The sequence below is a fragment of the Pseudomonas sp. Marseille-Q5117 genome, assembly GCF_946901175.1.
Classification (GTDB): Bacteria; Pseudomonadota; Gammaproteobacteria; order Pseudomonadales; family Pseudomonadaceae; genus Aquipseudomonas; species Aquipseudomonas iranensis.
This window is the reverse complement of record NZ_CAMPPP010000007.1, coordinates 104,771-125,911: the sequence shown is the minus strand read 5'-3', so window position 1 is coordinate 125,911 and position 21,141 is coordinate 104,771. Positions and strand designations below refer to the sequence as shown.

Here is a 21,141-nt window from a genome sequence, read left to right as displayed (position 1 = left end):
CTTTGTTAAGAGTTTTATAAATTAACTCAATAGCATGATGGCATGATTAACGTGCTTTTGGGTGGCATGTTGATAGAGTGAATCGTAATTGTACGGTCATTTTGTACTGACTAATTGGTCAGCTGCTTTTTCATCATGCAGATACCTAGCATCAGTTTCGTTTGCTTATAAATATCAATAGGTAAGTGGCTTCAAAGATTTTTTTGCTGCCTCTGGCTTAAAAGAATTGTGTTTTTACTATAAAAATAGTCGGCCATGACCGACGCTTGGAGACGTTATGAAGCCAGCCGTTTCGACCACCGAAATGCCGTGTGGAGAATCAAACCAATTGCTCGATGTGCGTTGTCAAAATCAGAAAATTACAAAAACCGGCGTCGCGGCAGCGGTAGCGGGTAACGCTATCGAATTTTATGACTTTGTAGTCTATGCGTTTTTTGCTGTTTACATTGGCAGAGCGTTCTTTCCTGCCGACAGCGATACCGGCAGCTTGCTTGCTTCTGTAGCTGTGTTCGGGGTCGGTTTTTTTACGCGCCCATTGGGTGGCGTATTAATTGGTGCTTTTGCCGATAGGGTGGGGCGCAAGGCAGCGATGATATTGACGGTCGCGCTTATGACCATCGGTACATTAGGTATTGCAGTGACACCCAGTTATAGCAGTATCGGTATTGCTGCCCCGGTCATTGTGGTGTTTTGTCGCTTGTTGCAAGGGCTTGCGTTAGGCGGTGAGGTAGGTCCAGCTTCTGCGCTGCTCATTGAAGCGGCTCCTCCTGAGCAACGAGGGCTCTATGCTAGCTGGCAGATTGCGAGCCAAGGCTTAGCTGCAATTGCGGCCGGTGCATTTGGCGTATTTTTGTCAGCCACGCTGAGCGCAGAGGATCTTGCCTCTTGGGGATGGCGGATTCCTTTTATTGTAAGTCTTCTGCTAATTCCAATCGCTATCTACATTCGCCGTCAGTTGCCTGAGACCTTAGTTAGCGAGAGCGACCGTAGTACTGGAGATGTAGTCAGGGCGCTATTTAGAACACACGGTAAATTTGTTGCTCTTGGTGTATTGGCCATGTTGGTGGCGTCAATCACAACACAGGTTGGTAACTATATGACCACCTACGCCATAAACACGTTGCACCTGCCGGATACTTTGGCCCAAATCAGTACCGTCATAGGCGGGGTAGTGCTGTTCATATCGGCGCTGATAGGCGGCGTGTTATGTGATCGATATGGTCGTAAGTCCGTGATGATTTGGCCGCGCGTGGTAACGCTAGTACTAATTGTACCATTGTTCTATTGGCTGACAAAAAATCCGAGTCCAGTTGTTTTGTATAGTGTCACCGCGATAATTATTGCGTTGAACGGTATGACAACTGCAGCAACGTTAGTAGCGATACCAGAATTTTTCCCCCCGGCACTTCGTAGCACTGGAACGTCGATAACTTATGCCGTCGGCGCGACAGTATTTGGTGGCACGACGCAGTTTATTATTACATGGCTGATTTCTGTCACGAATGACGCCTCAGCTCCAGGCTACTATGTGATGGGGGCGTGTGTGCTGAGTTTAGCGGCTATATTTTTGTTGCCTGAAACGAGGCACAAAGACATTTCAGTTTGAGCGGGTGTTGGTTTCGGTGAAAGATCTGGGAGGCGGAATCAGTTTTAAGACTACCTGACCTCCTTTATATTTAAATTTTAAAAATACACCGTTTAGCATTAAATCCTAGTTTTTGCTCTCCCACTCCCTCCCTATGGGTAAGCCATGCCCCAAGAGGAGTGCATGTGTCATTTGCCAAAAAAAACGGTTAATCGTACCCATGTAATATGCAGGAAATGCCATGAAAATAACAATACTATCGGCGTTAATCGCTTCACTAACTACTATGCCCGTCGCTCAGGCAGACCCCGTCAGCCTATCCTTATTCAAGGTGAAAAGAAAAGATGTTAAAGCTCAGGATACTGCTACTGGTTTCGTCAATGGTCAGTATTTAAGCGGCGTAACCCGTAACTGGTATTCTCGTGAGCGAGCGACTAAAGGCCCAATTTACAGGCATTACGAAGCAGTTGGCAGCAAATCCTATTCCCATAATCGTGATAATTGGGTACAAAGCATCATTGTCGATTATTCTTCTGGTTTCACTCAGGGAACAATCGGAATTGCTGCGCAAGTGGCGGTTTACAGCGATGTCGCTCTTGAGCGCGACCGCGAGAGTATTGGCGGGCCCAATAATCGAACGCTGACCGATAGTACCGGAGACGTGGAAGATCAGTGGAGCAAAGTGGGTCTAGCTAATATCAAAGCGCGTGTAGCTGACACCACTTTAACCTTGGGCCGCCAGGCAGTGAATACTCCGGTGCTAGCAATTTATGGTAACCGATCCTTGCCCTCCAGCTTTGAAGGTGCAAGTCTCACTAGTAATGAACTCGATACCATGTCATTTCAAGCAGGCGTATTTGACCGCGTGTCGCCTCGCACCGAACAAAGCCAGAAAGGTTTGGCGACGAAGTATGGATCGCTACCGGTGGAGACGAATCGAATTTCCATGCTGGGCGTCGATTACACCCCGAGCGCAAACTTGCGTACGAGCCTCTACACTTCTGAGCTGAAAGATATTTGGCGCCAATACTACTTCGGTATCAAATATAGATGGGCTGACATCGATAATATAAGATTGAATAGCGTGTTTAGTTACTATCGCAGCCAAGATCAAGGTCAAGCAATCCTAGGAGCGATCGATAATAATGCCTACAGTTTTATGCTTACTGCTGGCTATCTAGCCCACAGTATCACTTTTTCATGGCAGCAAGTGATCGGTGATGAATATTTCGATGTGGTAGGGGAGAGCGGGGCAAATTACCTGGCTCATGTACTATATTCAGACTATAGCGGTCCTAATGAGAAGTCGATGCGTATAGGCTACGACTTTGATATGGGGTATTTCGGAGTGCCAGGTCTCATGTTGAATGTTTACACCGCCCGCGGTTGGGGTATTGATGGCACCCATTACAAAGGTACAGGTTACAATGTGAGAAATCTAGATGACGAGCACCATTATGAGGTTGGCGTGGGAGCAGGTTATACAGTTAACAGCGGAGGATTGAAGGGTGCCAGCATAAAAACTTTATATTGGGTTCACCGAGCTAGTGCAAATCAGATCGATGGAAATGTGAACGAACTGCGTATCGTTACTATAGTTCCTTTTTGAGTAGTGCTGGGTGAGGTTGACTCTTTGCTAAGTTGAAGTGTAATACCGAGCTGCTCAAAAACACATAACTTTATACCGAGGCGCCCATGGCAGGGGGGCGAAGAATGCATCAGGTAAAATACAACCCAGAGTTCAAGCTAGAAAACGCAGCCAAAAGCACAACAATATTCCTTATAGTGCCAATAAGGCACATCAAGCTTACCGAAGAAGATTAGCGGGCATAAGAGACGAAGCTTCCGGTCGTTTGCCGGTGCATCACCAGTTCACCCAAGGCTCGCATGATGAAGAAAACAAAGATCCCGCAGATCAGTTGCGAGGGCAGGCCCCTGCGATCTGCAGACGGGCGCCCGGTCCAGGAAAAGACCCGTACCAATCGCACCGGCCATGGCAATCATCTGCACACGTCGGAGTTTAAGCAAGCCAGACCGATTCTATGCCTTTGCGTAGAAGGCTGGTTTTTTGTAGAATCGAAATCGGTTTTGCGAATTATGCAAAGATAGGTCATCAATGAAATCCAAGTTGAAAGACTCCAGCAGTGACGATCTAGGCGCGATGAGGACCTTCATGAAGGTGATCGAGGCCGGTAGCTTTTCAGCAGTCGCCAAGGAAAGCCACGTCTCCACCTCGACAGTAGCGAGAAAGATTTCACAGCTCGAAAGCGCCCTCGGCGTGTCTCTACTCCACCGCTCGACCCACAAAATCAGCCTGACTGAGGCCGGCAGCCTCTATCTTGAGCGAGCAACCACCCTAATCGCCGACTTCGATGACACCATGCGCGTGGTCGCGGAGCTGGACGCCACACCCAGCGGCCCCCTCAAACTCACCGCGCCAGTCGCATTCGGGCGCCGCTACCTTGCACCATTAGTGGCACCCTTTCTCGCCCACTATCCTACGATCCAGCTCGACGTGAGGCTGACTGACAATCATAACGACCTAGTCGCCGGCGGATTCGATCTCGATATCCATGAAGGTGAGAATTACTTGGACAACCTCGTGGTGCAAAAGCTATCGCGCAATGACAGTGTGCTTTGCGCAGCGCCGTCTTACCTGGAACGCCGAGGGCGCCCCTTGCACCCTGACGATCTGAAGCAACACAACTGCCTGCGGTACGTCCATCCCGAAGGAGATCCGCGCTGGCACTTGGTCCGCGACAAAGAGCGGCACAGCCTTTTGCCAACAGGCAATCTGGTCTCGGACCACTCGGAGCTTCTGCTGGAGGCCACATGTGCAGGGCTAGGAATTGCCGACTTCGAGATCTGGCTAGTGCGCGACCATCTGGCTACGGGGCGCCTGCAAGTAGTGCTGCCCCGTTACAAAATGGAGAACACCCTGACGGGCCGCCACATCTATCTTGCCTACCTAGCAAACCGACGTGGTTCAACGAAGATGCGGGTGTTACGAGACTTTATCGCCGATCAGTTGCAGCACGTAGGCAGATTTTCGGATGAAGAATTAAGTAAGATACAGGGCGAGGACACCTAACCGTCCCCGCCCATTTTAGAGGAAGAGAGCTCAGGGACGCTTGAGGTTGAAGGTAAACTCGGCGTGTCCAGTTTCCAGTCCCATCGTGTTCAGCATTGGAGGTCGATGATATTTGTTCAGCAGCCCCCGCTGCGTTGCAGTACCAATCTGCAGGCGTTCTAGGATCTCGCTTACGAGTCGGTAGAGCACCTCGATGTTGCCATCCTCGACTTTGACAGAAATCCCGATTGCCCCGTGCGCGCCAAGGCGCCGGGTTTGCTCCGAGGCGCGTATTCCCAGCCCATAACACGCATCAGCACCCAACTTGCCGACCACCTTGCCTTCGAAGGCGCGCATCAACTCGGTGCAATAACGCTCCTCTCCGGCCACCATCTCAGGATAATTGGTCATGGCATGATAGATCCGCGCCAGCGCCTCCGAACGTACGGATAAAGACTCAACTCCTTCCGCTGAGTCAGCGCCCTGAGCGAGCTTGGCATAGATCAGTGCCAGTTTATCGAGAGGGAAAGCAGGCGTCGGCAAGTTGCAGCCATCGATTGCCCACTCCACTGCATCAACTGGCATCTCGCACAAATCGGCCATCACGCGTTTGACATGCGACTGTAGGGGATGATCTGATTCGTTATATCCCGAGAAGTCTTGGCCTAGCGCCAGTGCAGCGCCTAACATTCCTACGTGCTTACCAGAGCAGTTGCTGCAGCAGGCCGTTGGCGTAAAGCCGCGCTTGATCCACTCCCGATTAACTGCATCTGAAACTGCGGCATGGCCACCACAACGCAGATCCGACTCATTGGCCCCTACTTTGTGAAGCATCGAATGAGTTCGTTCGATGTGGCGTTCCTCGCTGCTATGCGAGGCGCACATCAGGGCAAGGTCCGCATCATCGAAGCCGAACTGGCCAAGTGCACCGGTTTCAATCACCGCTAGCGCCTGAGCCGGCTTTGCCGCTGAGCGAGCCAGCGTCATGCGATGTGGATCGCCGAAGCAGTAAAGTATGTTCCCTATCTCATCCACCACTGCCACATGGGCATAATGAAGATTTTCCACGGAGTCGCCGCGATAGGTCACCAGTGCCAAATTATTGTTCTCCATCTTCATATCCCTTCATCGAATGTGCAGGCATGCCTGTTTAACCAGTCCTGAGTGTAAAAGTATTAATCTTCGGCGGAGAGGTTAAGAAATCGAAATCCGTATTGCGCGGGACGCAATACAGATTGGGACGGACAAGTGACCAAGGGCGGTGTGGTTCGCCCAAAACCACCAACCGCTTTTACCAGCCAATTTCAGCATCATCTACTGGGTATCAAGAACAGTGCCTGCCAAACCAGTTGGATGGCTAATGAGCCGGTTGCATCGATGACGATAATCAGCTTGCGACCGTAAGCATTGAAGCTTGAGAAGTGTCCCCGACCCGCACAGCGCTGTCATTCAACTCAATAATGCTGCTGGCAAGGTCACAGGTTAAGGATTGCACGCGAGCGACAAACCCGTTGATTGCGCTAGCTAGACCCGCGAACTCAACATGGGCCGCTGACCAGAAGTCGGCGTGTCAAATCCCCGTCCCCCTCTCCAATGTCGACTATTGTTGCAGTCAGTTCGCGCAATGGCTTGAGCAACACTTGAATGAGTAACCCCAATAATACGAGGATGATTGCTACCATCCAAGATGGTTGCGATGAACGCTAGGTTCCGTGATTTGGTGGCGGAACGAAGGCCTTTGTCTGCTCGATGCTCAGGCGAGAACCATTTGACCGACGGTAGTCCTGTCGCGGGAGTAAAGCTCACCATGCGTTAAACCCCTCCTTGGCGCGTTTTGCTGAATTCCGATTCTAGCGTGGGCTACCTGCTGGGAAAACGTCTTTAAGATCCTTGAGAACCTACTCCGCATAGTTGCTGATAAGGATCTTGCCATCAGGCTCGACCAGAAAGGCTTCTTCCAAACCGCCTACATCCCAGAAGGCGAGCATAACGTACACCGTGGTCAGATTCAGATTACCTGCGATAATCCCGCAACCTAGTGGCCATCTCGTTGCAACGGTGTCGAGATGGTCAATCCCTACTTACCCGTCGAGGCGAATACACTCGGGGGGATAATAGCCCCAGTGACGTTGTCTTTACTTGAAGTATTTGCGAGCTAAATTTTTCCTAGATTGCTTCATTTATTGATTGAAAATTATATCTGGCAAGACGGGGCTTTGAATAAACCAGTCGGGTTGCATGAATACTGCAACAGTTATGTCGGTGAGCTCATAGATTATCAGCTCATCAAATTGCAAGTGCGAACTTTCATGAGCGGGTCGTGAACATTCGACCAAGGCATCACGTGGCTACTTTTTCACACGAAGTGTACGTGAAGGTAATTCGCCAAATAGCTCTTTATAGTAAGTGGAAAACATTCCCATATGCCAAAATCCCCAGCGCGCTGCAATGTCGCTCACCATCATTATCGCAGGGTCAGCGGTAAGTAATTCGCGGTGCGCACCATTTAATCGAAGGTAACGCAGAAATGTTACCGGATTTATACCTAAGACTTTTATAAAGCCGTAGTGTAGGGTTCTTCGACTTATGCGGAGTTCTTCACATATTTCCAATATTGAGGGTGGCTCGCTTCTGCGCGAAAGAATATATTCACGAGCTTTTTCTACGATATGTCTATGGACGAATTGCGCATGATTGGTTTTTGGTAGCTTGTCCAGCATAATGAAGCCATTGAAAAAGCTGCGCATTACATCGTCCAGCAAAGTCAAACGACTCGATGGGGTGGCAAGCGTGTTTGGGTTGATATTAACGCCATTAAAAATTCGCAAGAAAGAGTCGCGGAAATTGTTGCAGATCGCTTCCGAAACGCTTGTTGCACCGTTGAGTTTTAAGACGTGATCTATACAGATCTCCTCTATTTTTTCCGCGTATTCTTGTAGCATGCATGAGTCAATAACTGCTACGCAGATGTCGGATTGTTGTGGGGTCTTGAAGTTAAGTTCTGAATTAGGACTGAGAAAGAAAATTGAGTTTCTTTCTAAGCGATCACCACACCAGAACCCTTCACCTTCGATCTCTAATGGCACGCCGACAGCGAAACTGTTTTCCCAGGGATGTCCATGCTGATCAACCTCTTTGTTCATGGACTCTCTAAATATTTGAATCGGCCCTAGGGATATGTTCGTGAGTGATCCTGAGAATTGCCCGGTGCTAATTTGCACATAGTCTTGCTGCCATTTTGGCAATGCTTCGGCCTGTTGAAAGGCGTCGCTGGTATCTAAGTGAAAAATCTTTGCTAATCGAACCGAGTCAGTAAATTTTACACTTTCATTTTTGGTGCTATTGCTATAGCTGTTCATCTACGCCCCACCAGCCACGAAATGGCTCAGACTTTATTCCGTCGAATCCATCTTTACCTCCGCGTGCCATCGCGGTTTCCAATTCTGTACTAGGTGCCATTCGCCTTTGGCGTGCGGCATCAGAAATTAGTATTTGACATCAGATCTAGGTACGCAAGCGTTGCGCTGAGGTGCTCGTCAGATGTTGCCGATTTCTGATAGTCGGTCGAACGGTTTTGCCGTTCCTTGATAACGCCGTTTGCCCCTTGTGAATAGACTGATAGCCGGGGCGCGTGACATGCAGGTAATGGGCTGTATCGGTAGGCCTGACGAGTGTCTTTCGATCAAGCCACGAGTTTCACGCTCTCATCTAACAATAATTCGCCGCCCAAGCGGCATTTTTGCACCAACGAGGTGGCCATATGATCTATGCACAACCCGGAACCCCAGGCGGCGTCATTACCTTCAAGCCTCGCTACGGCAACTTCATCGGTGGCGAGTTTGTCGCCCCGATCAACGGCGAGTACTTCACCAACACCTCACCGGTCAACGGTGAAGTGATCGCCGAATTCCCGCGCTCCAGCGCCGCCGACATCGACAAGGCGCTGGACGCGGCGCATGTCGCCGCTGATGCCTGGGGCAAGACCTCGGCCCAGGACCGCTCCCTGGTGCTGCTGAAAATCGCCGATCGCATCGAACAGAATCTGGAAATCCTCGCCGTCACCGAAACCTGGGACAACGGCAAAGCCGTGCGCGAAACCCTGAATGCCGACGTGCCGCTGGCCGCCGACCATTTCCGTTACTTCGCCGGTTGCATCCGCGCTCAAGAGGGCGGTGCCGCCGAGATCAACGAACTGACCACGGCCTATCACTTCCACGAGCCGCTGGGTGTGGTCGGACAGATCATTCCGTGGAATTTCCCGCTGCTGATGGCCGCCTGGAAGCTCGCTCCAGCCCTGGCCGCCGGTAACTGCGTGGTGCTCAAACCTGCCGAGCAGACGCCGCTGTCGATCATGGTCTTCGCTGAGCTGATTGCCGACTTGCTGCCACCCGGCGTGCTGAACATCGTTCAGGGTTTCGGTCGCGAAGCCGGTGAGGCGCTGGCCACCAGCAAGCGTATCGCCAAGATTGCCTTCACAGGTTCCACCCCGATTGGCGCGCACATCATGAAATGTGCGGCCGAGAACATCATTCCAAGCACTGTCGAACTGGGCGGCAAGTCGCCGAACATCTTCTTCGAAGACATCATGCAAGCCGAGCCACAGTTCATCGAGAAGGCCGCCGAAGGTTTGGTGCTGGCGTTCTTCAACCAGGGCGAAGTCTGCACCTGTCCATCGCGAGCGCTGGTGCAGGAGTCGATCTACGACGACTTCATGAAAGTGGTGATGAAGAAGATCGTCAAGATCAAGCGCGGCAACCCGCTGGACACCGAAACCATGGTCGGCGCCCAGGCGTCCGAGCAGCAATACGACAAGATCCTCTCGTACCTGACCATTGCCCAGGAGGAGGGCGCCGAGTTGCTGACCGGCGGCGCGGCCGAACGTCTGGAAGGCGACCTGTCCAGCGGCTATTACATCCAGCCAACCCTGCTCAAAGGTCACAACAAGATGCGTGTGTTCCAGGAGGAAATCTTCGGCCCTGTGGTGGGGATCACCACCTTCAAGGACGAAGCCGAAGCCCTGGCCATTGCCAACGACAGCGAGTTCGGCCTCGGTGCCGGCCTCTGGACCCGTGACATCAACCGCGCCTACCGCATGGGCCGGGCGATCAAGGCCGGACGTGTGTGGACCAACTGCTACCACCTGTACCCGGCGCATGCCGCATTCGGTGGCTACAAGAAGTCCGGCGTCGGTCGGGAAAACCATAAGATGATGCTCGATCATTATCAGCAGACGAAAAACCTTCTGGTTAGTTACGACATCAATCCGCTGGGCTTCTTCTAAAATAGTAGAGATGCGCTCAAGAGAGCATCCTGGAAGTGTGGATAGTGAATAATAATAAGATCTATTCAGTTCTATATTTAACCGTTCTCTTCCTTGCAAGCTTTGGTGCAGTGGCTGTATCCACGACATTAGCGTTGGTATTGGGAAGTAGGTAGTTTAAATGACTATTAGTAATAGGCATTTTCTAAGAACTTCAAGTTCGGGGCCCATAGAAGAGGCATCGCCGCGCGATTCGAGTGACATGAGACTGAGTCGGATCATTCGAAAACTTGGCGAGGTTGATGCAAAGCTTGAGGCGGTAGAGGCAGCTCTTTACCGTTTTTTTCCTGAAATAAAGATTGTTCGGAGAGCGTAGGACTTTGGACTGCCTTACCGAATCTGATAGCGACATCGATAATGTCTTGCCGTTTTTTGATACCTGGCCAAGCGTACCTTTACGTATCGTGTGGATACGTTGACTCTTGTCGGCGGCCGCGCTACCCCATAAACAAAAACTACTAGGGAGCCAACAATGCGCGATAAATGTGCATTAGCCTTAACTCTGCAACCCATTGCGTTTGCAATCTCGCTGGCGATCATGCCGGTGGTTGTTTATGCCGAATCCGCCGCCGATGCAAAGGCGCTTCTGACCAGTAAGTGCGTTGCCTGTCACCTACCCCAAGAGGGCGGTATGAACCGTATCGACCAATCCCGTCGTACTCCTGAGGGTTGGGATATGACGATCGGGCGAATGATCTCCGCCCATGGTGTTCGACTCACATCCGATGAGCGACAGACGCTGGTGAAGTATCTGGCTGACACGCATGGGCTGGCACCTGAGGAAACTCAGAAGCGTCGTTACATCCTTGAACGGGATTTCACCCTAATTGAAACTCCGGATGACAAAAAAGTCTCCGAGACCTGCGCCCGGTGCCATTCCTATGCGCGAATTGCTTTGCAGCGCAGGACACCAGAGGACTGGAAAAAACTCGCTAATTTCCACGTAGGCCAATATCCGACCATCGAAATCCAGCAAGGTGGTCGCGATCGCGACTGGTGGGATATCGCCTCAAAAGAGATGCCAGAAACCTTGGGCAAGCTCTATCCGTATCAATCGGAAATCTGGAACAAATGGATGGCTGCGCAGAAATCGAGTGCTGCGGGCAAATGGCGCGTAGTCGGCCATCGACCAGGTTGGGGGACCTATGAAGGTATCGCGACCATTGCCGGAGGCAACGACCGCTACACGCTGGACATGCAAATCAATTACGCCAATGGTAAGACTGAAAAGGCCGAGGGCAAGGCAATTGTCTACACCGGCTATGAATGGCGCGGCAGCATGAAACAGGGAGAGCTCCAAGTTGCTCAGGTGTTCCAGCTATCTCAGGATGGTAAGACGTTGAGTGGACGCTGGCATCAAGCGGGCGTGGACTCTGTTGGTGGGCATCTGAAGGCAGTTAGGATCGATAAAAACGCGCCTACTCAGATCCTGGCCATAGCACCAATAGCAATCAAGGCCGGCTCGACTAAGGAAGTCACCATTTATGGAGCCAACCTGAGCGGCAAGGTCAACCTCGGTCAAGGTCTTACAATCAAGCGGGTGATATCAGAGTCAACGGACAAGGTCGTTGTCGAAGTCGCGGCTGATGCAAATGTTACAGATGGCATACGCAGTCTGGACGTTGGTGGTGTTCCGGCCCAGCAGGGGCTAGCGGTTTACAGCAAAATCGATTTTGTCGGTATCGAGCCCGACGCCGCCATGGCTCGGATAGGTGGAGGAGGTGGTCCGCTGCCAAAAGTACCGGTGCAATTTGAAGCTGTTGCCTACGCAGTTGGTCCAGATGGCAAAAAAGATACCGCCGATGATCTACGACTCGGATATGTGCCCGCAACTTGGACGATGGAAAATCTCAACGCCAATGCTGAGGAAATGAAAGATCTTGAATTCGCCGGGACCATAGAACCAGGCGGCTTATTTATACCAGGCGATGCGGGTCCAAACCCCAAACGTAAGTACTCCACAAACAACGCTGGTGAACTTAACGTTATTGCGAGTGTTGATGATGAGGGGAAGAAAGTTAAAGCTGCCAAACCCCTGATTGTGACTGTACAGCGTTGGAACGATCCACCCATCCGCTAATAAATAGGATACGCAGTCATGTCCATGTCCAATGTGTTCTACGTGAATCGCTATAGCTTTCATGATGTAGCAGTCGACGGAAAGCGGATGCTTTTTCATATTCCATCGAGTGGGTTGTTTCAGCTAGACGAAGTAGGAACCGCGTTAATCGATTTTTTGAAAGAGCACGATCAGATTTCGCTTGTAGATGTTCAAAAACGCTTCGGTAATTTGATATCGGATGATCATATTGCGGAAACAATGGGCAGCTTCAAGGAGCTTTCCATTCTGTGTGATGAGCCAGCAACACCTGATGATGGTATGAAGGTCGAGATTCGCGAATTTCCGCTGAGTACGATTATTCTCAATGTTAATACAGGCTGTAATCTGAGTTGCACTTACTGTTACAAAGAAGATCTGGCTATTCCCTCGAAGGGCCAGAAAATGAATTTTGAAACGGCAAAAAAAAGCGTCGAACTACTGTTGGAACAAGGTAAGTCGCGCGAGCAACTTAATGTCGTCTTTTTCGGCGGTGAGCCACTGACGAATTTAAAACTGATTAAAGAGGTCGTTGAATACACCGAAAAGCGTTGTGCGGAACTTGGGAAAAAAGCTGATTTTTCCATGACCACTAATGCCACATTATTGAACGAGGAGGTCGTGGACTACCTCGACAGTCATCGATTCGGAATTTCGATCAGCATGGATGGCCCGCAAGCTGTGCATGACCGTCGGCGCATTACCGTAGGGGGGCAGGGTACCTATCATGTGGTCGCAGCCAAAGCGCGTATGTTACTTAGCCGCTATCGCTCCAAACCTGTCGGTGTGCGTGTGACGTTGACTGCTGGCCATACCGACGTTGTTGGTATTCACGAACATTTAAAGAATGACCTGGGATTTGCGGAAGTAGGCGTTGCGCCCGCCACATCGGGGCCAGTTACGGTGTTCAACTTGAGCAGCAAAGAACTCCGTGAAGTCTTTGATAGTATGATGGAGTTGGGTCGGGCCTATCGGGATGCTGCCCTGCAGGGTCGAAATAACGGTTTCTCGAACATGCATCAGTTGATGAGCGATCTCTATGAGGGTCGCAAGAAGGCCTTGCCGTGCGGCGCGGGCGTCGGTTTGCTGGCTGTTGATAACAATGGCGACTTGAATCTTTGCCACCGTTTTACAGGGTCCGACATGCCTAAGTTCGGTAATGTCGATGAGGGAATAGAAAAAGAAAAGCTTGGGAGTTTTTTGGAAGCTGCGACCGACCGTTCAAATAAAGGTTGTTCGACTTGCAGGATTCGAAATTTGTGTGCAGGTGGTTGCTATCATGAGTCCTATGCCCACTTTGGTGATCCTCTTTCTCCTACCTATCACTATTGCGATTTGATGCGTGAATGGGTCGATTTCGGAATTGGCGTTTATACCGAAATTCTCGAAAAAAACCCAAGCTTCTTCAGAAAACATCTGAGTACTAGGAGTGTCCAATTATGAATCATATGAAGCCCATGAATCAGAAGGCGCATCAAGTTGAAGTGGCCGTGGCAAAAGGTGAAACCGAAGAAGTCTTGGCCATGTCGGCAGTCGCGGGTTGCGCCACGACCTTTGATCCAGGCTGGGAAGTCGATCCCTTTCTCGGTGTAGCGGGACTCTGCCAGCCTATGGAAGCAGACTTGTACGGCTGTTCGGACCCCTGCTGGTGGCCAGCACAGGTTCCCGATAGTTTGAACACGTATACCGAGTGGAGTGTGAGTAGTGATTCTGCGCCACAGGACTGGACTAATCTTCAATCCGTCTTCCCAAAATAACGAGATTCCACTAGTCATAATCCACGTGATGGGTTGATAGGAAGTCATATGAACAAAAATAATCAACTTCCAGCTCGTTCGGCGCTGTTTGCGACCGCGATTGCTGTTGGTCTTGGCTTTTACAGTCAACTGTCCTTGGCCAAGGATTTTCTGATTACTGCAGCGCGTCCAAACCTGATTATTGTAGCCGATGCAGAGCAACGAAAAGTTGTCAATACATTTAAGATTCCCAATACTTCCATGGGTAACAGCCCAGGTGCCTTGGCAGTGTCGAAAGATGGGAAGACTGTTTACGTGATCCATAATCGCTGGGAAAGCGTTTCAGGTATTGACTTGGAAAGCGGCAAAGAAGTTTTTCGCGCCGATCTATCAAGTGGTGGCGTACGCGGTAAAGCCCCTTATGCAATCGACATAAGTCCAGACGGCAAAGAGCTGGCCGTATATGTAACACAAACCGAGTTGCTGCCGGGCGAATATAAAATTAATGACCCCTTTATTGCCATCTTCGATACATCAAGTGGACTCTCCGCTAAACCCGTAAAAAAGCTGAAATCACCGCGGCGGGTCTCTACGCTTGTCTACTCGCCGGACTACAAGCGCCTTTATGCGTTCAGTTGGGACATGTTGGTGCTCGATCCAAAAACGGGCGAGCAGATTGGCAAACATCCTTGGCGCAGTTGGAAACGCAGCAATTTCGGGGAGCCGGATACTCTGGCAATCTGGCCGCAGTTCGAACAAGCCAACGAGTTTGCCACTCCGTACTACATTAATTACCAGAATAATGATAAATCCGTCACCCAGCGGGCGGGAATTTGGTCTTTGGATATTGTCAACGATAAGGTTCGCTTCAGCGAGTTCGAAGATGCGAAAATCGTCCTCTTTTCGACTGTGATCAACCCGGTTCGTCGTAACGAGGCATACACCGTTTACACACAGCTGACCAAAACAGACGTCGATACTGGCAAATTAATCAAGCGCATCGACTTGGACCACACATACTATAACGTGAACGTCTCCAGTGATGGTAAGGAGTTGTATATTGGCGGGACTGTTGATGACATTGCTGTATATGACTCGCAGACCTTGGACTTCAAGGGGAAAATCAAAATTCCCGGTGGCGGTGACCAGGTTCTAACGTCGCTCCGTATCGTACAGCGTTAGCCCTAAATCATGGCCTCAATGTTTCGCCATCAGGGCCCCGGGAGCATGCCTAAAGGCATGCTCCCATTACGGGCAAACCCCAGCCATTCGATGTGGCGTTGGCTAATGGGGTTTGTTCGTCCTCATTGGGCAGCTCTGTCTCTTGTTCTCGCTCTATCGCTGACTGCAGCGGCCGCAGGTCTCGTGCAACCTTACCTAACCCAGCGACTGATCGATGATGGCATCTTGAAGGGACAGTTGAGTGTCGTTTATGTGGTTGTCGCGATCATCGTCGTGATGGCTCTTCTTTCTGCCTTGTTGGGTGGCGTCACCCGCTATGTGTATGTAGGCACCTCGGCGAAGGTGCTGCACTCAATAAGGGAAGATCTGTTTTCTCATCTGTTAACATTGTCTCCCGTTTTTTTTGCTACGACCCGGCAAGGCGATATTTTGCAACGTCTCGATGGCGATATCGCCGAGATTCAGCGGTTCGCCGTTGACGCCATTTTGAGCGCGATCAATAACAGCGTAATGCTGATTGGATCGTTGATTATGTTGGCCTACATGAGTATTGAACTCATGTTGCTGATGCTGGTTGTACTGGTCATTAATGGAACCTTTCTGAAACTGATCAGACCTGCCTTGGAGCGCCTGACAAGGCTTACTCGCGAAAGCGGGGCGGACATTGCTTCGTTCTTTGTTGAAATTCTATCCACTTCGAAATGCGTTCAGATGTTCAATGGCCAGGATCGGGAAAAGGCTCAGCTCGCGGTTTTGCATAAAAATCTGCGTATCCAGACGTTGTCGCTGCAGATCTACAGTTACCTCGCGGGCTCTTTTCCCAGCGTTGTGTTCTCCCTGGCGGTTGCCGCGGTGTTTTGGGTAGGAAGCAACCGGGTTATCAATGAAGACGCCATGACTCTTGGAGTGCTCATTGCGTTCGTCACTTATATGCAAAAAGCCAACGGTCCCTTGCAAGCACTGCTGGGTCTTTACGTCGGCTACCAGCGTGCCAAAGTCTGTCTGAACCGTGTCCAAGAGCTAACACGACAAGAAACTGCGGTACCACAAACCAAATCGAACAGTATTTACAGCGTGCGCGGTGGAGGGGAGATTTGGTTCAAAAATGTGTTCTTCAGCTATCCCACAGCGGAAAAGAGCGTCTTCGAAAATCTGAGTTTTCATATCCACCCCGGAAGTAGAGTGGCGCTTCGCGGGGATTCCGGCATGGGAAAATCTACTATCGCAGATTTATTACAACGACATTTTGATCCTGATACTGGGCAGATTATCGTCGATGGTGTAGACCTTCGACAACACGATATTAAAGCATTGCGCCGCTCGGTCGTGGTGGTATCTCAAGATATTCACCTATTTAGCAAGAGTGTCTTGGAGAATATTCGCTACGGCCGTCCCAATGCATCCGACGAAGAGGTCCTTAAGGCGGCCAGCTTAGCAGGACTGGATAATCTCATTGAGCAATTGCCTAATGGCATCATGACCTCGATAGGACAACGGGGTGCAGCACTGTCGGGCGGACAGCGTCAGCGGGTTGCACTTGCAAGAGCTCTATTGATGAGCCCCTCTATCCTTATTCTCGATGAGAGCACGAGCGGCATCGACATGCGCCTAGAAGAACAAATCCATCAAGAAATCGACACATTGTTTGTGGGTAAGACACGGATATTCATTAGCCATCGTCCTTCGCTCCACAAAAAATTCGATGTGGTAATCGATTTGAACGTCCACGAACTGGAGAGGGTGAAGTGAACCCACGTATCGGCATTATCGATAGCGGAGTATCAGAGGCCTTGTTTCCTCATGTTGCCGTATCGAAGCGATTCGACGAGCTTCCCGGTGCCGATCCCGCTCAGCCCGATGCAGTGGGCCATGGAGATCAACTGGCGCGAATCATTTTGCGCCATTGCAACATGGCGGAACTTCACATAGCACAAGTTTTTCAGGCTACGCGGCAAGCGCCAATTAGTAGGGTTTTGGATGCTATCAACTGGCTGGTTGTAAGTGGTGCGCAGATAATCAATATGAGCTTCGGCATCGGCTTACCGTCCGATAAGCTCCGCGATGCTTGTGAATATGCCAAGGCACGAGGCGTGCTGTTGGTTGCGTCTGCGCCATCTACGGGAAAGATTGTTTTCCCTGCGGCTTATACGAGCTGTCTTTCGGTGACCGGAGATGTGCGCTGCAGTGTGGAACAGATTTCCTGGCTTAACCAAAAACATGCCGAATTGGGTGCCTGTTCGATGATCGACCCCAGCGACGCAGGACAGGGAGGCGGGGCCAGTCTGGCTTGCGCACGGGTAACGGGTATGGTTGCCCACCTAATGGCGGCGGAAAATATTCCTCTGCATAAAGTTCCTAACTATCTACGAAGTAATGCGTTCTATTTTGGCCCTGAGCAACGTCGAACATGATCCTTTCGCAGATGGGAGGAACACCTCGCTGGGTGTGGGTTAGTGTGGCCATGATCCTGACTGCGGCAGCGTTATATGCAAACTTCGCAATTGGTAATCCCCTGCTCTTGGCCACCGGCACTATTACGTTGGCGAGCATATTTCTCCCCAAATTGCGCAAGAAGATCCTCAGTCTATCTATCGGCGTGCTCGTGGGGACAAGCATCGCACTTGCTCTCGCTTTGGTTTTGGACAGGTTCGACATTCGCTATGTCTGGCTCTATAGCAGCGAAGCTTTGCCAAATTATCTGAAGATCGCCAACGTATGGGGGGGCGATGAGGGCACCGTTCTACTGCTGGCTACTTTTTGCCTGCCAGCAGCCCTCCGTGTTGCCGACGCTAATAGTTTTGAGGGGCGCTTCGCGCCATTGATTCCAGCCTGGTACATACTCACCGCAGCGTATCTTGGCCCCTTTACGCACACACCATCCGACTGGCAGGCAGCACAGAGCAGCCAGGGTATGAACGCTCACCTGCAGACATTCTGGATGGCGTTCCATGCACCGCTAATTCTCGCTGCATACGCCTGGGCGCTAGCTCCCGCGTCGAGCGCAGTACAAGCGTTGGTTGATGGCTCCGGAAGCTTCCGCAACACAGCTACACTTTATGGGCGTCGAGCATGGCTGGTGCTCACAGCCGGTATCGGCTTCGGCATGATCTGGGCCTTGGAGGATTTCACTTTCGGTCAACTCTGGCACTGGGACCCGGTCCAGACGTCGGCCTTCATTCTCTGGGCGCTCTTGGGTGCAGTTCTGCATGGAGTCCGCACCTGGAAGGTTGATGGCGCATTCGCGCATACTTTACCGCTTTTCAGTCTTACCATTGCTGCTTCGGCTTGTTTGGCCATGGCCATAACGCGTTCCGAAGTTCTCGCCAGCTCGCACCGCTATATTGGTACGACCTCCTGGATGAGTCATCTGTGTCTGGCGACTTTGATACTCCTAGTTGCGTTCGGGGTGGTACTGCGCAATTTCATTAGTAAAAAGGCCAACGCGCCATTGAGCCGAAGCACCACACTGGAGACGTGGCTATCTGTATATGGCTTTGTGTTCGCCGCGTTCTTCGCTATCTTCGGCCTCGCACAAGCTTATTTCTACGCCGGGATGAGCGCATCAAAGCCCAGTAGCCTGAGGCCTTTCTTTGAGACACTAAGCAATTGGGCCAGTTCGGCCGAAATGGATTCTCTGCGTCAGGCCTTCTCGCGCTGGGATGTCGATGGTCATACCTTAGGCCGCTGGCTGCTGCCAGTCATCGTCACGTTGGGCTTAGCTGGCAGTCATGTATTCATCCGGAAAGCCTTTCGAAGGGGCGTCTCTCGTACTTTTACCCTCATAGCAACTGTTGTCGTGGCACTCGTGTGCTGGCGTGGTGGTTATCTCTCATACGCCTATAAAGGTACCGGCGTATTATCCCAAACCATCGTATCAGCCATCCACCTAATAGATGCTGCTCTAGTAGCTGGCTTGTTCCTGTTGCTGGCCAGCCTGCTTTGGTGCATCACCAGCGTATGGCGTGGCCGAGGAGTTGGGGCGTTTCGCTATACCGGTAGTTTGGCGCTTATCCATGGTGGAGCAGTTATTGCGCTGGTAGGAGGTCTTGCGGCGACAGTGCTCAATAGTTATGCACCCGTGCTCGTACCTCCGACTGATGATCCTGCTCAGTGGCACAAGGTCGCTGAGGGTATGGAACTGCGTGTTTCGCCCGATAGTAACGCCGCTAATTTCTCCGGATATAAGGCAGTAGCCAATGTCGAGATCAGGCAGAACGGTGTGGTACTTGCTGGCCAAGCGCTCTTTCAAGACGCACGAAGTTTGCCACCAGGTTATCAGGGCCCGGTTAGACAATTGTGTGAACTCCTCGATTATCGCTATGCCAGGCATGCTGGAGATCCGGGATATCTGTTGCACCCGTTCATCGTGCGGGGCTGGGCGAGTGATCTGCAAATCTGGCTTCCCGCATCTCCTAGGCTTATGGACTCTATGAATGCTATTGGAGCGGACAACCAGACATTGATTATGGTTCGGCGCTATCCGTTGGTGTCGTTTGTCTGGGTTGGTTTTATATTGATGCTTCTAGGGATGTTGTTAATTCCTAGGGGCCAAGGGAGGTCAAAATGAAACGCATCACCGTGCTTGGCGCTGGACCTGCAGCGGTGGTTTCTGCATTGCTGCTACAGCAAATGAATTTTGCAGTGCAAGTTCTTGGTCGACGTCGTCGAGATTCACTTCTCGAGGGTGCCTCTTCTCGGGTTGCGGAGGGCCTGCGTCGCGCCGGTTGCAAGTATGCCCTTGAAGTTATGGGCCCCATATGGGAGCGCGCTTCCTCTTGGGGTGGCGAGTACCAGATAGCCAACGGAGAACATGTGATCGAGCGCAGTCTGTTCGATAGCGCTCTGATCGACGATTTAGAAGAGGCAGGTATCGACTTCCATGATCTGACAGTGATGGGTATTGATCGCATCGATGATGAGGTCCGTATTTACACTAGGCAACCCGACAATAGGCCGTTGACCTTCTTTGCTGATTATCTGATCGACGCACGAGGCAAGTCGACACCCAAGGTGGCGAAAAATATCCTGGCCGGACCTTTGAGCGTAGCACTCAGCCGCCACTACTCCGGAGGAAAGTGTGGAACTAGACGAACAATTTCCGAATCGTTCGAGGATGGTTGGGCGTGGGGCACTGCGGATGTGGACGGTAAGTGCAGTATACAGTTTGTTGTCGATCCATCCGTTCTGGAAAAGAGTGGTGAACTTAACACGAGGCATGACTATTTTTACACTAAACTGCAGGCCATCCCCAGAGAGTTGGGTGACGTCAGAGCCTGCAGCGAAACAATAGCTCGCGGTGCGCAAGCGGTTCTTCGCGGTAACTTGATAAACCCATTCTCATTACGTGTTGGGGACGCTGCCTACAGCAACGATCCGCTTTCGGGGCATGGTATGTACGAAGCAATATCCAGCGCCTTCGCGGCGGCGCCAGTGATCAATACGATTCTGAACGAGCCCGCCCAAGGGCTATTAGCGATGCACTACTACGAGGATCGTGCTGCACTGACGTTCGCTCAGCGCGCAAAAGCTGGAGTGTCCTATTATCAAAATGAGCTTCGATGGGCCGAGCGTGGATTCTGGGCTACGCGGAGCACATGGGACCAGTGGAAACCTATTTTAGCAAGCAAATGTAGCGGAGGCTTACTTACGGTTGCACCGGTTGTGGAGGATGGCTTGATTAAGTTGAGAAGCGTCGTAATTACTGATCAGCATCCTCAAGGTGTCCGCTTTTTGGGTGGTATAGACTTGACCGAACTTATTAGCCACCTTTGCGAGCATGGGGCATCTGACGCAATGCAAACAGCTGAATCGCGATTAAAGGCGGACTCGCATCAGATCTCCGCGGCTATCCATTGGTTATCTAATCTGCCAGAGCTTTCTGCCCCGTCTTTCGACAATTTCATAGCGCGACTTAGGATGGTGACAATCGCCACTGCAAACTGACAGCTGCTATCTAATGAGTCGTGGGGATTGATAGTTTCCAAATTTTTAAATCAAATAATAATTCAAGCCCGAGGATTCGATGCTGACAGTATCACCGTACCCCATAATCTTTGATTTCGTTGTTCGAAGCTGACCGGCGAATTGAACTATGAGGAGGTTCCCCAACATTTAGTGTGAGTCTCGATAGATTCCACTGACGGCTTGAAT

At 51.1% G+C, this 21,141-nt stretch carries 14 protein-coding genes; 12 read left to right on the top strand and 2 right to left on the bottom strand.

Going from position 1 to position 21,141, the window contains the following annotated elements; genetic code table 11:
- Window positions 1-277 precede the first annotated feature (277 nt).
- The 3 genes from OC605_RS13575 (at window position 278) to OC605_RS13565 (ending at window position 4,676) form a co-directional block, all read left to right on the top strand.
- The gene (locus OC605_RS13575) at window positions 278-1,606 is read left to right on the top strand and encodes an MFS transporter (protein ID WP_262137680.1); all 1,329 of its coding nucleotides are present in this window, start codon (window positions 278-280) and stop codon (window positions 1,604-1,606) included.
- Window positions 1,607-1,826: 220 nt separating this feature from the next.
- Window positions 1,827-3,194, top strand: a complete 1,368-nt coding sequence (locus OC605_RS13570) for an OprD family porin (protein WP_262137679.1) — start codon at window positions 1,827-1,829, stop codon at window positions 3,192-3,194.
- 507 nt (window positions 3,195-3,701) lie between these two features.
- Complete coding sequence (locus OC605_RS13565) at window positions 3,702-4,676, top strand: LysR family transcriptional regulator (protein ID WP_262137677.1); 975 nt, start codon at window positions 3,702-3,704, stop codon at window positions 4,674-4,676.
- A 30-nt stretch (window positions 4,677-4,706) separates the two neighbouring features.
- On the opposite strand, the gene OC605_RS13560 is transcribed toward OC605_RS13565, so the two are convergent.
- Window positions 4,707-5,768 (bottom strand): asparaginase, encoded by a 1,062-nt coding sequence (locus OC605_RS13560; protein ID WP_262137675.1) that lies wholly within the window; start codon window positions 5,766-5,768, stop codon window positions 4,707-4,709.
- Between the two features lie 1,235 nt (window positions 5,769-7,003).
- The gene (locus tag OC605_RS13555) at window positions 7,004-8,014 is read right to left on the bottom strand and encodes a helix-turn-helix domain-containing protein (protein WP_262137674.1); all 1,011 of its coding nucleotides are present in this window, start codon (window positions 8,012-8,014) and stop codon (window positions 7,004-7,006) included.
- A 401-nt stretch (window positions 8,015-8,415) separates the two neighbouring features.
- On the opposite strand from OC605_RS13555, the gene OC605_RS13550 reads away from it, so the two are divergent.
- From OC605_RS13550 to OC605_RS13510, 9 genes are all read left to right on the top strand, one after another.
- Window positions 8,416-9,936 (top strand): aldehyde dehydrogenase family protein, encoded by a 1,521-nt coding sequence (locus OC605_RS13550; protein ID WP_262137672.1) that lies wholly within the window; start codon window positions 8,416-8,418, stop codon window positions 9,934-9,936.
- 511 nt (window positions 9,937-10,447) lie between these two features.
- Window positions 10,448-12,055, top strand: a complete 1,608-nt coding sequence (peaA, locus tag OC605_RS13545; RefSeq protein ID WP_262137670.1) for a quinohemoprotein amine dehydrogenase subunit alpha — start codon at window positions 10,448-10,450, stop codon at window positions 12,053-12,055.
- An 18-nt stretch (window positions 12,056-12,073) separates the two neighbouring features.
- Window positions 12,074-13,516 (top strand): quinohemoprotein amine dehydrogenase maturation protein, encoded by a 1,443-nt coding sequence (gene peaB / locus OC605_RS13540; RefSeq protein WP_262137669.1) that lies wholly within the window; start codon window positions 12,074-12,076, stop codon window positions 13,514-13,516.
- Complete coding sequence (qhpC, locus tag OC605_RS13535) at window positions 13,513-13,830, top strand: quinohemoprotein amine dehydrogenase subunit gamma (protein ID WP_262137667.1); 318 nt, start codon at window positions 13,513-13,515, stop codon at window positions 13,828-13,830. Before peaB ends, qhpC begins: the two co-directional genes overlap by 4 nt.
- Window positions 13,831-13,878: 48 nt before the next feature.
- Window positions 13,879-14,991, top strand: a complete 1,113-nt coding sequence (peaD, locus tag OC605_RS13530) for a quinohemoprotein amine dehydrogenase subunit beta (protein ID WP_262137665.1) — start codon at window positions 13,879-13,881, stop codon at window positions 14,989-14,991.
- 45 nt (window positions 14,992-15,036) lie between these two features.
- Window positions 15,037-16,740, top strand: a complete 1,704-nt coding sequence (locus OC605_RS13525; protein WP_262137664.1) for an ABC transporter ATP-binding protein — start codon at window positions 15,037-15,039, stop codon at window positions 16,738-16,740.
- Window positions 16,737-17,402, top strand: a complete 666-nt coding sequence (locus OC605_RS13520; RefSeq protein WP_262137662.1) for a S8 family serine peptidase — start codon at window positions 16,737-16,739, stop codon at window positions 17,400-17,402. Before OC605_RS13525 ends, OC605_RS13520 begins: the two co-directional genes overlap by 4 nt.
- Entirely contained in the window at window positions 17,399-19,558 is a 2,160-nt protein-coding gene (gene ccsA, locus OC605_RS13515; RefSeq protein WP_262137660.1) for a cytochrome c biogenesis protein CcsA, read from the top strand. Before OC605_RS13520 ends, ccsA begins: the two co-directional genes overlap by 4 nt.
- Window positions 19,555-20,934, top strand: a complete 1,380-nt coding sequence (locus tag OC605_RS13510) for an NAD(P)/FAD-dependent oxidoreductase (RefSeq protein ID WP_262137659.1) — start codon at window positions 19,555-19,557, stop codon at window positions 20,932-20,934. The genes ccsA and OC605_RS13510 overlap by 4 nt, the downstream gene beginning before the upstream one ends.
- Window positions 20,935-21,141: the final 207 nt, after the last annotated feature.

Excerpts from the sequence above, each read along its gene's own strand:
- OC605_RS13565 (WP_262137677.1), top strand. The coding sequence starts at position 3,702 with ATGAAATCCAAGTTGAAAGACTCCAGCAGTGACGATCTAGGCGCGATG.
- peaA (WP_262137670.1), top strand. The coding sequence starts at position 10,448 with ATGCGCGATAAATGTGCATTAGCCTTAACTCTGCAACCCATTGCGTTT.
- ccsA (WP_262137660.1), top strand. The coding sequence starts at position 17,399 with ATGATCCTTTCGCAGATGGGAGGAACACCTCGCTGGGTGTGGGTTAGT.
- peaD (WP_262137665.1), top strand. The coding sequence starts at position 13,879 with ATGAACAAAAATAATCAACTTCCAGCTCGTTCGGCGCTGTTTGCGACC.
- peaB (WP_262137669.1), top strand. The coding sequence starts at position 12,074 with ATGTCCATGTCCAATGTGTTCTACGTGAATCGCTATAGCTTTCATGAT.
- OC605_RS13510 (WP_262137659.1), top strand. The coding sequence starts at position 19,555 with ATGAAACGCATCACCGTGCTTGGCGCTGGACCTGCAGCGGTGGTTTCT.
- OC605_RS13560 (WP_262137675.1), bottom strand. The coding sequence starts at position 5,768 with ATGGAGAACAATAATTTGGCACTGGTGACCTATCGCGGCGACTCCGTG.
- OC605_RS13525 (WP_262137664.1), top strand. The coding sequence starts at position 15,037 with ATGCCTAAAGGCATGCTCCCATTACGGGCAAACCCCAGCCATTCGATG.
- OC605_RS13575 (WP_262137680.1), top strand. The coding sequence starts at position 278 with ATGAAGCCAGCCGTTTCGACCACCGAAATGCCGTGTGGAGAATCAAAC.
- OC605_RS13555 (WP_262137674.1), bottom strand. The coding sequence starts at position 8,014 with ATGAACAGCTATAGCAATAGCACCAAAAATGAAAGTGTAAAATTTACT.
- qhpC (WP_262137667.1), top strand. The coding sequence starts at position 13,513 with ATGAATCATATGAAGCCCATGAATCAGAAGGCGCATCAAGTTGAAGTG.
- OC605_RS13570 (WP_262137679.1), top strand. The coding sequence starts at position 1,827 with ATGAAAATAACAATACTATCGGCGTTAATCGCTTCACTAACTACTATG.
- OC605_RS13550 (WP_262137672.1), top strand. The coding sequence starts at position 8,416 with ATGATCTATGCACAACCCGGAACCCCAGGCGGCGTCATTACCTTCAAG.